The sequence below is a fragment of the Candidatus Pelagibacter sp. genome (assembly GCF_052049855.1).
Classification (GTDB): domain Bacteria; phylum Pseudomonadota; class Alphaproteobacteria; order Pelagibacterales; family Pelagibacteraceae; genus Pelagibacter.
On the sequence record NZ_JBNGZE010000001.1, the window covers coordinates 133,970 to 147,037 of the forward strand.

The window sequence follows — 13,068 nt, forward strand, 5'->3', positions numbered from 1 at the left end:
GTGTTATTATAATAACAATTATTGTTTATTTTTTTAACAAAAATGAAAACATTAAAAATTAATTTTTTATTTTTTTTAATTATATTAATTTCAGGCTGTTCATCTGTTCCTAAAAATACAGCAGATAGCTGTTCTATATTTAATGAAAGATACATGTGGTACAAACACACAAAAAAAGCTGAAAAGAAATGGGGAACTCCAGTTCATTTACAGCTTGCAATTATAAAAATGGAATCCAGTTTTGACTGGTTAGCAAAACCTCCTAGACAGAAATTATTTAAAATAGTGCCATACAAGAGACCATCAAGTTCTTTTGGGTATTCTCAGGCTGTAAAAGGAACTTGGAAACAATACAAAGAAGAAACTGGGAATAAGCTTGCCGTCAGAACAAGATTTAAAGATAGTGTAGATTTTATTGGTTGGTATACAAACAAAACTGAAAAAATTCTAAAAGTTTCAAAAAAAGATGCTTTCAAGCAGTATCTAGCTTATCATGAAGGATGGGGTAACTTTAAAAATTATAAAAACAATAAAAAAGTAATTAATTTAGCTAAAAGAGTTGAGAAGCAATCAAATATTTATAAGCAACAATTATCAGAATGTAAAAATTCTTTATCAACGTCAAAATATATTATTTTTTAATTTAATTGTTTTTTTAATTCAATATCAACTGCATCAATACGCTTCGTATTTTTTGCAAGAGCTAAATACATTGTTGGAGTAACATATAAAGTAAAGAAAGTTGAAATGATCATACCTCCTAAAATTGTAGAACCCACAGCTAATCTAGAGCCTTCACCTGCACCTGGACCAATATTTCCAATAACTAATGGAAGCATTGCTATCATTGTACTAAGTGAGGTCATTATGATTGGTCGAATTCTAAGTTGACAAGCTTTAATTATTGCATCCTGGATTTTAACACCGGTGGTTCTTATCTGGTTTGTGTAATCTACAATCAAAATACTATTCTTTGTGGATATACCAATGAGTATTATTAAAGCTATTTGAGAAAAAATATTTACTGAACTATTTAAAAATAAAATAAATACTAAGCCACCAAATACAGCTAATGGAACTGTTAAAATAATAATAAATGGATGAACAAATGAGTTAAATGTTGCTGCCATAACCAAATAGGCAGTTAACAAAGCAAGGGCAAAAATTAAGTATATTTCATTTGTTGTTTCTTTTAACTCTTCAGATTTTCCTTTCCATGTGATTTGATTTTGAGGAGCAACTCTAATCATGACATCTTCTAGGTATTTAATTGCTTCTGTTAGAGTATAATCTTCAGCAAGGGCAGCAGAAATTGTAACAGCTCTTTGACGATTATACCTTGGAAGCGTTTCAGCAGTGCCTTTTTCATTAAATTCAACTAAACTTGCAACAGATACAAGTTCGCCAGTGGTTTCAGATCTAACAAAAATTTTTGATAACCCATCTTTATCTCTTCTGTCACTCAAATATTGTTGTAAAATAATTGGGTATTCTCTTCCATCTTTACTGAAATTTGTTACCCTTTTTCCTCCATAAAGAGTTTCTAAAGTTCTACCTATATTTTCAGTAGAAACCCCTAAATCATTTGCTCTGTTTTTGTTTGTGATTAATTTAACCTCAGGTTTGTTTTTTGTATAATCACTTTCAATTCTGAACATATTTCTATTTTTTCTTAATTCTCTTAAGACACTATTTTGAATTTCCTCTAATTCCTCATAGCTAGATCCATATATGACCATTTGAACAGGTTTATTGTAACTAGATACTCTTATTGATTGTGGAGAAATTGGAAAAGCAAAAGTTTCAGGTACAGATACTACTTGTCCGATAGCTTCTCTTAGTATTTGTTGACTACCTTTTTCTCTATTTTTCCACTCATCAAGTAATGCAATAATTATAAAACTGTTATAAGATGTTGCAGATTTTCCAAAACCAGGAACTCTCATTATTAGTCTTGCATATGGACTGTCTTCTGCCTTCAATAATCTTAATATTCTTCCTTCAATTATTTGCGCTTTTTCTTGGGTATATTCAAATGAACTTCCTTCATCAGTTGACCCAATAATTAAATAAGCACCCCTATCTTCAATTGGTATTAATTCTTTTTTTGAAAAACTAAACAAATAAGCTGAGGCAGCAATAATTAAAATTATAAATATTGAAATAGTTTTTTGTTTATTGACCCAATATTTAAGTGAATTTAAATAAAATCCTGTAAAAGATTTAAATCCATAGTTAAATTTTTTTACAAAGAAATTGACTTTTTGTTTTTTGGTTAAAAATTTACTTCCTAGCATTGGAGATAATGTTAATGCGACAAAAGAAGATACAACAATTGAAAATGATAAGGCTATTGCTGTTTCTTTAAACAAAGTTCCTGATATCCCTTTAATAAAAATTAAAGGTAAAAATACTGCTATAAGAATTAAAGTTGTTGCAATAATTGCAAATGTAATTTGTTTAGAACCTTTGTATGCAGCCACTAAAGGTGTTTCACCATTTTCAATTCTTGTATAGATTGCATCAGTCATAATCACAGAGTCATCAGTGATTATACCAATTGCTAGAATGAAACTTAGTAATACGAAAATATTAATTGATAGATCAAATATATATAACCCTAGAAACGATCCAATAAGACTTACTGGTAAAGCAACCGCAGGAACTATTACTGCTTTAAAGTTACCTAAAAAAAGGTAAATAATCAAAACAACTAATACAAATGCAATTACTAAACTTTTATATACTTCTTCTATTGCAGCACCAATGTAGGTTGCTCTGTTAAATGCTATTTCTAACTTTAATCCATCAGGTAAGGATTTGTTAAGTTCTTTGATTTTAGTTTTTATCTGTTTAGAAAGCTCTACCGTTGATGCACCACTTTTAGCATAAATACCAATACCAACAGTTTTTAAATTTTCTGCATTTTTTCTTTGTGCTTTAAATAAAGTTTTTTCTGAAACAGGTCCTAACTCTATATTAGCCACATCAGATAAAATGATAACCTTTTCTTTTTTTTTCTTAAGTGGCAATTGTTTAATTGTATCAATATTAGTATAAGATTTATCAATGTTTAAAGTTAAGTCTTTATTATTAGCTTCTAAGGTCCCAGCTGGGAGATTTATATTCTCATTCCTAAGAGCTCTTTCAACTTCTTGAATTGTAAGATCGTTTGCAGCTAATTTTATTGGATCTATCCAAACTCTAACACTAAGCTCTCTTAACCCACCAACTAAAATTCGACCTACGTTTGGTACACTTGAAAACGCATCTATTAGATATCTTTCAGCATAATCTCCAAGATCTAAATCATTCCAAGTTGGAGATGATAAAGCTACCCACATTGTAGTTGTAAAACCTGCTGCCTGTTTTAAAATTTGCGGAGGGTTTGATTCACTTGGTAAATTATCTACAACCCTTGCAACTCTTTCCCTAATATCATTAGCAGCATCATCTAAATCAATGTCTGTGTTGAATTGAATATTAATCCTACTTCTTCCATTGAGAGAACTTGATTCAATATTTTTGATACCCTCAGCTCCTCCAATTACATCCTCTAATTTTTGAGTTATTTCTTCATCAACAATTTCGGCTGAGGCAGATTTATAATCAGTTTGAACTTGAACTACCGGAGGCTGTATACCATCAGGAAGTTCTCTTACTGGCAATTCTAAAAAGACAAAAATACCAAAAATAATTAATATTAAAGACATGACCCAAGCTACCACAGGTCGTTTAATGCTAACTTCAGTTATATACATTTAATTATTTTTTCTCTTTATCTGATTTTTTAAAAATATTTTTCAACCAATCAAATTTACCTTTTTTTTCTTCAGCTTTTTTTGACTTTTTTTCACCCCAGCTAGAATTTCCTTGTTTTTTTTTAGCACCTTTCTCTATAGGTCTGATTGTTAAATTTGGTCTTACTTTTTTTGTTCCTTCCGCAACAATTTTATCTCCATTATTTAATCCATCTAATATTTCTACGAAGCCTAAGTATCTATCACCAATGGTTACTTTTGTTTTCATTACTTTATTTTTTTCATCTACTTTATAAATAAAAACATTTTCACCCTCTACAATTGTACTAGTGTCAGGAGCACTTAAGCCATTTCTTACATCATATTTAATTGATATTTCTAAAAATGAGCCAGGTAATATTTCACCTGATGAATTGTTCATCTTAATTCTTGTTGCCAAAGATCTTGTATCTTCACTTATCCTGCTAGCAAAAGAGTCTACTTCACCTTTATAAATTTTATTTTTATATCCAGAAAATTTAATATCAACTGGCAGGCCAACCTTAATAAATGGTACAAAAATTTCAGGTATATCTACGTCACAATATATTGAGCTAGTATCTTCAACATTAATTAATATTGAAGATTTTGAAACCTCTATATCTTCCGAAAATTCTCTTTTACCAATAACACCATCAAATTGAGCAATTACTTTTCGATTTTTAAGCTCAGCAATTACGTCACCCTTTTTAACTTTTTGATTAAATTTTATAGGTTTTAATATTTCATATTTTTCAATTTTAAATGATTGTGTTTGAATCGGAGTTGCGGTCCCATAGGTACTAACAATATTTTCAAAAACTCTTTCTTGAGTAGTAGTTATTATTATTCCAGGAGGTGGTCTTTTACTAAATTTTTTTTTGAAATGATTTCCAATCATTGTTCTTCCAATGATCACTGTTGCAATGATTAAGAAAAATATTATTACTATACTTGTTATTTTTGTAGATGTTTTCATAAGTTAATTTTTTCCGTATTCAGCCCAAGAGCCATCGTAAATTGTCGGCATATATTTAGCATTTATTAAAGAATAAGCTAGTGCCAATACACTTGCGGTAACCCCAGAACCACATGAAAATACTATATTCTTATCATGATCAAATTTAAATGACTTAAATTTTTCAATTATCTTATCTTTACTAACGAAGGTATGGTCTTCATTTATTAATTCAGAAAAGGGTAAACAAAAAGAATTTTTAATTGAACCACTTCGGAGACCTTTTCTGGGTTCAGCAACTTTGCCTTCAAATCTTTCTCTACTTCTTGCATCAACAACATTAAATTCATGTGAATTAATATTTTCATCTATTTGTTTTTTATTTTTAACTAGTTCTATATTTTCTTTACATATATAATTTGAAGTTTGATTGGTTACTTTTTTATTATCTGTAGATTTATTTTCTTTTTTCCATTTTTTTAATCCACCATCCAGAACATGGACTAGTTTAGGATCATGTCCATAATAAATTAAATTGTACCAACATCTACAAGAACTAATCACATCAGAATTATCATAAATTACTATTCGATCATTATTTTCTATACCCATGTTTCTCATTATTTTTTCCCAAGATTTAGGATCAGTAAGCATATGTGGTAAATCAGTATCTAATTTAGAATTTTTATCTAAATCAAAAAAAATAGCATTTGGAATATGTTCCTCTATATATTCCTTAAAACCATTTCTTTGTGTTTGAGGCATGTGCCATGAGCAATCAATAATTTTTACTTTATCAATGTTATTTTCTAACCAACTTGTATCAACTAAAGACATTTTATCTTTTTTCCAAATATCTTTGATGATACTCTTCAGCAGGACAATAATTTTTAACTAAAGAAGTTTTTGTTACTACTTTTCCCGATAATTTGACGTTTTCTTTTTCTATCATTTTTTCAGCAGTAATTTTTTGGTGATCATTTAAATAAAATATTTCACTTCTATATTGGGTTCCAAAATCTGGTCCTTGAGAATTTAAAGTTGTCGGATCATGAATTTCAAAAAAATATTCAAGAATTTTCTCATATGATATTACTTTAGGATCAAAATCTAATTTTACTACTTCTGCATGATTTGTTGTGCCTGTGCATACTTCTTTATAATTTGTTTCAGCATTATGACCTCCACAATAACCTACTTCTGTTTTTATAACTCCATCAAGTTTACTAAACTTAATTTCTGGTCCCCAAAAACATCCCAATCCTAAAATTGCTATTTCCATTGATAATTAACTTAATTAATCTAAAGTTAATCATATGCTATCAAAAAATCAATTAGGCTTTTTTTACATGTTCATATCGGTATGTGCATTTTCACTTATGGACGTGATTGTTAAATGGTCTGATGATTATCCTGTTGGACAAGTATTATTTTTCAGAGGATTTTGTGGAATAATTCCTATTTTATTTCTTATTCCTAAAGACAGATATTTAGATTTTTATAAAACAACTAGACCATTTCTTCATTTTAAAAGATGTTTAGCAGGATTGATTGCTTTGGTTTCAATATTTATAGCATTAAGAAATTTGCCTTTAGCAACAGTTGTAAGCATTTCTTTTGCTGCACCAATATTTATAACAATATTTTCAATTTTTTTGTTAAAAGAAAAAGTTGGTATTTATCGTTGGCTAGCGGTCTTAGTTGGATTTGTTGGTATAATTTTTATTACTGAACCAGGTTTTAGCTCTTTAAATTTATATTATATTTATCCAATAATTTTTTGCTTAGGTTTGTCTTATGTTGCTATTGCTATAAGAAAATTATCTTCAACTGAGCCTCCTTGGTTAATTAGTTTTTTCTTTTCATTCTCAATAATGCTTCTAAGTTTTTTATCTCTTTATCAGGGGTGGATTTTACCAAGTTTACTTGATTTATTTTTGTTATCCATGGTTGGTATATTAGGTGGTCTTGCTAATTTATGGTTATCACAATCTTACAAATATTCAGAAGTAAGTTTAGTTTCCCCTTTAAAATATCTTGGATTAGTCTTTGCTATAATTTTTGGATTTTTTATTTGGAACGAAATACCAACTTATAAAACATTATTAGGTGCTTTATTGGTCATTATTTCATCTATTATTATATTTAGAAGAGAAATGTATTTGAAAAAAAAGCTATCTGTTTCACGACATGAGTAAAACCCCATCATATTGGAATAAAGCAAAAAAATATTTATCAAAAAAAGATAAAACTATGTCTAATTTAATTAAAAAATATAAATCTCCATCAGAAACAGTTCTTACCTCAAGAAAAGATGTTTTTTTCTCCCTTTGCAAAAGTATTATCGGTCAGCAAATTAGCGTTGCTGCTGCTAATTCAGTTTTTTTTAAATTTAAAAAAAAATGTAAAAATAAGATTAATGCAAAAACAGTGATTAAATTATCTACTGCTCAATTAAAAAGCTGTGGTTTAAGTAGACAGAAAGTTAAAGGAATTAAAAGTTTAGCCAAACAAGTATTGAACAAGGAATTTAATCCAAGACTGATTTCGAAAATGTCTGATGAAGATGCCATAATTTATCTTTCTCAATTAAGACAAATTGGGAGATGGTCAGCAGAAATGATTTTGTTGTTTACTTATAATCGTCCTAATATTTGGCCAATCCAGGACATTGGTTTATTAAGAGCTATTTCTAAAAATTTTAATAAAAAATATCTACCACCAGAAAGTTACGTTAATTATTTAAATAAAAAATTTTCACCATATTGTTCAGTTGCTACTTGGTACTTGTGGAGAAGTATAGACCCAGAACCTATCCAGTACTAAATCATTATATCAATCTATCCATTCTTTATATTTCTCTAAATTATCAATTAAAAAGTTAGGTAAATTTTGTAGGGGATAATTTTCTAATTTGTTTCCACCTAATTTATTTTCTCTTTGATCTGCAAATAAATCATAAACTGCAATTTTATCTTTAATTATTTCATTAATTTGACTAGTTGTTAGCGGATTTTTATCAAATTCAATATGATGAAGATATGATTTTAATTTATGTTCTATTTCTTCAGCTGTTTTAATATTAGTAAAATGCCATCCACCATTTTTAATAATCTTGCAGTTAATAAATTTTTTTTCAGAAAAAAATGCATCTATCCTATAAAATGGGTATTTACGGTCTTTTATATTTCTTAACCACTGAGGATTTTTAAAATGTTTCTTTCTACAGCCCCTAGATCCTTTCCATGATAAGTTAGGTAATTTTAAATTAAATTTGTAATAAAGCATATCTTGTTCAAACAAAAAAATTTTTTGATTTATTTGATTAAAATCTAAATTATTTAGGTTTGGAATTTCATCTACATCTGAAATCAAAATTATATCTTCACTTTCAGCATCTTTTAAACCCTTTGTAATAAAATTTCTTTGACCATTCTCCCTAAAAATTGCATTCATAATTAATTTTCTTGATTTCTCTTTCTCAGTATCTTTTGCATTGATATGTTCTATATCCTCTGGAACTTGATCATAAATGAGATAAATAATTTTATCTTTAAAGTGTTCAAACTTATTTTGATTAAATTTTAGTTCTCTCTTCTCTCCACGATGAGTGAATGTACTTTCTACTATTACAAAATAATCAACGTATTTATCTAAAATATTTAGCCTAAGCTCTAAAATCATTTCTTCATCAAAATACATAAAGCAATCAAATATCTTCATAATCTTTTTTATATATTAAAAATTTACTATAGATAAATATACAATCAAAATTTGTTTATCTCCGATACTAACTGGGCAACAATTGATAAAGCTATTTCAGGAGCAGATTTTCCTCCAAGTTTAATTCCAATTGGCCCATGTATTGAGGCGATTTCTTCATCGTTAAATCCATCTTCATTCAATCTTTTGCATCTATTCTCGTGAGTTTTTTTACTTCCCAAAGCACCTATATAAAAAAATTTTTGTTTTAAAGCATGTTTTAATGCTGGGTCATCAATTTTTGGATCATGAGTTAAAGTAATTAAAGCCATGTTAGAGTTTGTTTGAAAATTTTCAAAAGCTTCATCGGGCCATTTATTTATAATTTTTATATTTTGAAATTTTTGTTTACTTACGAAATATTCTCTTGGATCTATAATTGTAATATTAAAATTAAGGTGTTTTAAAAACTCAATTAAATATTGAGCAATATGTACAGCACCCACAATTATAACTTCGACTGGTTTAATATAATTTTGAATAAAAATTTCGGTATCATCAATGACACCACTTTTTTTTAAATTATAATAATTCTCTATTTCATCTTTATAACTTATAAAATTTTTACTTAAGGGTGTTCCAATTTTAAATATTTCAGAGGATCCGTTACTTAAATTAGTTAAAACCGTAAACTGTTCATTGGATAATTTTTTTTCTATTATTTCTTTAAGTGTTTCTATTTTCATTAATTTACCTTTTCTATAAAAACAGTCATTTCTCCTCCACATGCAAGACCAACATTCCACGCACTTTCATCAGTGACTTTAAATTCTATTTTCTTAAAAGAATTCTTATTTTTCATTAATTCCATACATTCGTTAATTACGCTTGCTTCGACACAACCACCCGAAACTGATCCTAAAAAATTACCATTATCACTAATTATCATTTTACTTCCAACTTGAAACGGAGAGGATCCCCAAGTTTTAATTACAGTCGCAAGAGCTACTTGTTGATCAGCCTCAATCCATGAAATTGCCTCTTCTAAGATTGTATCTTTTAATGATTGTGTCATTTGATTTATAATTTTACATTCCTTCAAAAATTATATGCTCTCTAACAGCATTATTTTCTAAATGTTTTCTAGCCTCCACATATTCCTTAGAGTTGTAACAATTTTTTGCTGTTTCAATATCTGGAAATTCGGCAAGAGCTACTCTAACCATTTCCCTACCTTCTAAAGTCAGGTTATTTGCACTTCTAGCAATAATTTTTCCAGAATATTTTTCAACCGCTTCTTTAGCTTTAACGGCATATTTTTTAAGTCTTTCGTCATCTTTTATTTCAGTGTAATTCGCAATCCAATAAGCTTTCATAATTCTCCTTTTTAAATTTTTTTAATTATGATACCAAATTTAGGTGAAAAAATTATTTTTAAATTTCTTTGGTACATCTTTATTTTTAATATTTTTATCACTAACGCAAGTTTATGCTGATGAATTGTTTAATAAAGGAAAAGAGGTTTTTCTAGGAGCTGGTAATTGTGCAGCATGCCATATGCTCTCAGATGCTGGTTCGAACTCAATGGTTGGTCCGAATTTAAATGAAATCAGACCTGATATTCAAAGAATTATAATGGCAGTTAGAAATGGTATTGGAGTAATGCCTGCAATGGAAGGTATACTTACTGATGAGGAAATAGAGGCAGTTGCTCACTATACTTCTATAGCTGCGGAACAATAATAACAATTTTAACTATAATTTTTTATCCAGTGTTTAGCTATATCTACTCTTTTGCAGACCCAAATATCTTTAAATTTTGTGATGTAATTTAAAAATTTTTTAAGGGACTGTATTCTACCAGGCCTTCCAATTAATCTACAGTGCAAGCCAACTGACATCATCTTTGGTGAAGTTTTTCCCTCCTCATAAAGAGCATCGAAACTATCTTTTAAATAATTATAAAATTGTTCACCTGAGTTAAATCCTTGATTGGTTGCAAATCTCATATCATTGTTATCAAGCGTATAAGGAACCATGAGTTGTTTTTTATTACCTTTTTTAATCCAATAAGGAAGATCATCACTGTATGTATCGCTACAGTATAAAAAATTACCATTATCAATTACTAAATCTAAAGTATTTATACTACATCTACCAGTGTACCAACCAGCAGGTTGAGTTCCAAAAATCTTTTTTATAGATTTTACTGCAAGTTTCATGTCATTCTTTTCTTTTTTCTTTGATACATTTTGATAATCAATCCATCTCCACCCATGACAAGCAACTTCATACTTTGCTTTTTTGATAGCTGTACAAACTTCTTTATTTCTCTCTAAGGCCATACCAACTCCAAAAATAGTAAGTGGAATTTTTCTTTTATTAAATAGATCATGAATTCTCCAAAACCCTCTTCTTGATCCATATTCATAAATTGACTCCATGTTTAAGTGTCGACCTTTAATTGGTTTTGCTCCTATTATTTCTGATAAAAATACTTCTGAAGTTCTATCACCATGAAGAGTACAATTTTCTGCTCCTTCTTCATAATTTAGTACAAATTGCAAAGCTAACTTAGCATTACCAGGCCACCTTACTTTGATTGTTTTGGAACCATATCCTACCAAATCTCTTGGATATTTTTTTTTCATTTTTTTAAAATAATTTTATCTTTTTTAAATTTATAAATTACAAGATTGTTACCTTTTCCCTTTCTATCAACAATTAGAAAATTCATATTTTTCACAGAAATAAGTGGAAAGTGCCAAATACCGGCATTGTAATTAACTCCAGTTTGTTTGGGGACCACAAAGGATTCAATTTTATTTATATCCGGTTTATCTCCTTTCGGCGCCACAAATACTAAAAATTTTGTATCTTCCATTGGTATAAAGGCTTGGCTTCCTAAAGGGTGTTTTTCCATCATATCAATTTTCATAGGAAACTTTCTTTTTTTCGCTTTGAAAATACTAACAATTGCTTTCCCTTTATTTTTAGATGCATCTAAATTTATTAAATTATCAAATCTTTTTGCATATCCATCATTAATATTTATAGGATTTTTTTTTGACGTATCTATTAATTGACCAAATTTAAAAAATTTTTTTTTAGTAATTTTTTTTGCTTTTATTACTTTCATTTTACAAAATTTCCAAATGCCCTTATTCTTGAAATTCCTCCGTCTGGATAAATATTTATTTTAAGATAATTTTCCTTACTTCTTTTAATTAAGAATTTTTTAAAAATATGTTTCTTGTGAGCTGAAAGTTTTGACTTATCTAAAATAAACTTCCAATTTTTTGAATTATTGATAATTGATTTATTAGAGATTTCTTTTGTAATATTTGCAGTTTGAATTGAACAACTATCGGGATAGTTTCCTTTAAAATGATGGGTATCTATTTCTAATTTTTTTATTAATCCTGGATTTCCAAATTTTATTATAAGCCAATCAGAGTTTTTTCCTCGACTTCTTCTTGTTTCCCAACCATCTCCCATATTTTTCCCTTTACCAGGTGCTATGATATTCTCAGCTCTGCCAAAATGTTCGTTATTACAACCAATAATTGAAGCACCATTTAAAACAGATGTAAGGTTGATAATTTTATTATCTAAAAGGTTTTTTTCCATTTCAATTTTTCCGTAAAGTCTCAGTCTTGCAATTCCACCATCTGGAAAAATGTTTAGTTTTATATAATTAAAAACAGATTTGTTTTTTGATTTGAAACTATGGTTTGTGCTTGGTCCAAGTTTTTTTTTGTTCAGTAAAGAACTCCATTTAGTTTTCTTATTAGGTTTTGTTTTACTTAAGCAACCTTCTATTGAAGCATGTGTGGGTTGGTTTCCATTGAAGTGTGTTGTGTCAATGTCTATATTAAATATCTTTCCAGGTTTACCAAGTTTTAAAATCAAATAATCAAAACCTTTTGACCTTCTTCTCCTTGTTTCCCATCCATCCATCCATTTACCATGTTTGTCAAATAGTCCATCTTTAAAAACTGGAGTTTCAATTTTTAAAATTCTATGAGCAGCTGCAAAAAAATCATCAGTCTTAAATATAATTTTAGTTCCAATTCTTGGATCTGCCAGGTTTATCATTTTTGTACTTATAAATCTTTTCATTTTTTATTTATTTCATTTAAACGAAAGGTTGCAATTTTTTTAACTTGTTTTTTTGCTTCAAGGAATTCACTTTCTACATCACTTTGTATTCTTTGTCTAAAATTATTCAAAATTTCATTTTTATTTTTACCTTTTACAGCAATTATAAATGGAAAATTAAATTTTTTTTTATATTCTATATTTAATTTTTTAAATTCCTCATATTCATCATTAGAACATTGATTTAACTTTGCAGAGGTTTGTTCAGATATAGATTCTGAGGTCATTTTTTTTGCTACAGCAAGCTCCGGATGAGCATTAAAAATTTCTAAAATTTTATTTTTTTCATAATTTTCATATATATCAAGCATTTTAGACATAATATCTTCGAAGTTTTTAAATGGTTTTGACTCAAAAGCTTCTAGAGCAACTGATTCAGTTTTTTCAAAAACATTACCAAATACAGACAAAAAATCAGACTTGTTAAGATCGTTAATGTTATCTATTGTTCTCATATAACTTTAAAAA

The 13,068-nt window shown here is 28.2% G+C and carries 16 protein-coding genes; 4 read left to right on the top strand and 12 right to left on the bottom strand.

Going from position 1 to position 13,068, the window contains the following annotated elements; all coding sequences use genetic code 11:
* Nucleotides 1–42: 42 nt before the first annotated feature.
* The gene (locus ACTT9X_RS00710) at nt 43–642 is read left to right on the top strand and encodes a transglycosylase SLT domain-containing protein (RefSeq protein ID WP_440933785.1); all 600 of its coding nucleotides are present in this window, start codon (nt 43–45) and stop codon (nt 640–642) included.
* Here the strand turns inward: ACTT9X_RS00710 and ACTT9X_RS00715 are convergent.
* The 4 genes from ACTT9X_RS00715 to msrA are packed head-to-tail and all read right to left on the bottom strand — an operon-like array spanning nt 639 to nt 6,019.
* Nucleotides 639–3,761 (bottom strand): efflux RND transporter permease subunit, encoded by a 3,123-nt coding sequence (locus ACTT9X_RS00715; protein WP_440933786.1) that lies wholly within the window; start codon nt 3,759–3,761, stop codon nt 639–641. The two genes, ACTT9X_RS00710 and ACTT9X_RS00715, sit on opposite strands and share 4 nt — an antisense overlap.
* 4 nt (nt 3,762–3,765) lie before the next feature.
* Nucleotides 3,766–4,758: an efflux RND transporter periplasmic adaptor subunit gene (locus tag ACTT9X_RS00720; protein ID WP_440933787.1), complete on the bottom strand. Its 993-nt coding sequence runs from the start codon at nt 4,756–4,758 to the stop codon at nt 3,766–3,768.
* Between the two features lie 3 nt (nt 4,759–4,761).
* Entirely contained in the window at nt 4,762–5,574 is an 813-nt protein-coding gene (locus ACTT9X_RS00725) for a sulfurtransferase (protein WP_440933788.1), read from the bottom strand.
* A gap of 1 nt (nt 5,575) precedes the next feature.
* Nucleotides 5,576–6,019, bottom strand: a complete 444-nt coding sequence (gene msrA / locus ACTT9X_RS00730; RefSeq protein WP_440933789.1) for a peptide-methionine (S)-S-oxide reductase MsrA — start codon at nt 6,017–6,019, stop codon at nt 5,576–5,578.
* Nucleotides 6,020–6,053: 34 nt separating this feature from the next.
* Between msrA and ACTT9X_RS00735 the strand changes: the two genes are divergently transcribed.
* Nucleotides 6,054–6,935, top strand: coding sequence for a DMT family transporter (locus ACTT9X_RS00735; RefSeq protein ID WP_440933790.1), 882 nt, complete (start codon nt 6,054–6,056; stop codon nt 6,933–6,935).
* Nucleotides 6,928–7,563 carry a DNA-3-methyladenine glycosylase family protein gene (locus ACTT9X_RS00740; RefSeq protein ID WP_440933791.1) on the top strand — a complete coding sequence of 212 codons (636 nt, stop codon included), beginning with the start codon at nt 6,928–6,930 and terminating at the stop codon, nt 7,561–7,563. The genes ACTT9X_RS00735 and ACTT9X_RS00740 overlap by 8 nt, the downstream gene beginning before the upstream one ends.
* A gap of 9 nt (nt 7,564–7,572) precedes the next feature.
* Here ACTT9X_RS00740 and ACTT9X_RS00745 read toward each other — a convergent pair whose 3' ends face one another.
* Genes ACTT9X_RS00745 through ACTT9X_RS00760 form a run of 4 tightly spaced genes read right to left on the bottom strand, consistent with a single transcriptional unit; the run spans nt 7,573 to nt 9,815 of the window.
* On the bottom strand, nt 7,573–8,460 hold the full coding sequence (locus tag ACTT9X_RS00745) for a hypothetical protein (protein ID WP_440933792.1): 888 nt from the start codon (nt 8,458–8,460) through the stop codon (nt 7,573–7,575).
* 44 nt (nt 8,461–8,504) lie between these two features.
* Complete coding sequence (locus tag ACTT9X_RS00750) at nt 8,505–9,185, bottom strand: XdhC family protein (RefSeq protein ID WP_440933793.1); 681 nt, start codon at nt 9,183–9,185, stop codon at nt 8,505–8,507.
* Nucleotides 9,185–9,514: an XdhC family protein gene (locus ACTT9X_RS00755; RefSeq protein WP_440933794.1), complete on the bottom strand. Its 330-nt coding sequence runs from the start codon at nt 9,512–9,514 to the stop codon at nt 9,185–9,187. The genes ACTT9X_RS00750 and ACTT9X_RS00755 overlap by 1 nt, the downstream gene beginning before the upstream one ends.
* Before the next feature lie 13 nt (nt 9,515–9,527).
* Nucleotides 9,528–9,815: a DUF1330 domain-containing protein gene (locus ACTT9X_RS00760; RefSeq protein WP_440933795.1), complete on the bottom strand. Its 288-nt coding sequence runs from the start codon at nt 9,813–9,815 to the stop codon at nt 9,528–9,530.
* 43 nt (nt 9,816–9,858) lie between these two features.
* On the opposite strand from ACTT9X_RS00760, the gene ACTT9X_RS00765 reads away from it, so the two are divergent.
* On the top strand, nt 9,859–10,182 hold the full coding sequence (locus tag ACTT9X_RS00765; RefSeq protein ID WP_440933796.1) for a c-type cytochrome: 324 nt from the start codon (nt 9,859–9,861) through the stop codon (nt 10,180–10,182).
* An 8-nt stretch (nt 10,183–10,190) separates the two neighbouring features.
* Here the strand turns inward: ACTT9X_RS00765 and puuE are convergent, their stop codons facing one another.
* Genes puuE through uraD form a run of 4 tightly spaced genes read right to left on the bottom strand, consistent with a single transcriptional unit; the run spans nt 10,191 to nt 13,055 of the window.
* Nucleotides 10,191–11,090, bottom strand: a complete 900-nt coding sequence (gene puuE / locus ACTT9X_RS00770; RefSeq protein ID WP_440933797.1) for an allantoinase PuuE — start codon at nt 11,088–11,090, stop codon at nt 10,191–10,193.
* Nucleotides 11,087–11,578: an ureidoglycolate lyase gene (locus ACTT9X_RS00775; RefSeq protein ID WP_440933798.1), complete on the bottom strand. Its 492-nt coding sequence runs from the start codon at nt 11,576–11,578 to the stop codon at nt 11,087–11,089. The genes puuE and ACTT9X_RS00775 overlap by 4 nt, the downstream gene beginning before the upstream one ends.
* The gene (alc, locus tag ACTT9X_RS00780; RefSeq protein ID WP_440933799.1) at nt 11,575–12,561 is read right to left on the bottom strand and encodes an allantoicase; all 987 of its coding nucleotides are present in this window, start codon (nt 12,559–12,561) and stop codon (nt 11,575–11,577) included. Before alc ends, ACTT9X_RS00775 begins: the two co-directional genes overlap by 4 nt.
* Nucleotides 12,558–13,055, bottom strand: coding sequence for a 2-oxo-4-hydroxy-4-carboxy-5-ureidoimidazoline decarboxylase (uraD, locus tag ACTT9X_RS00785; RefSeq protein ID WP_440933800.1), 498 nt, complete (start codon nt 13,053–13,055; stop codon nt 12,558–12,560). The genes alc and uraD overlap by 4 nt, the downstream gene beginning before the upstream one ends.
* Nucleotides 13,056–13,068: the final 13 nt, after the last annotated feature.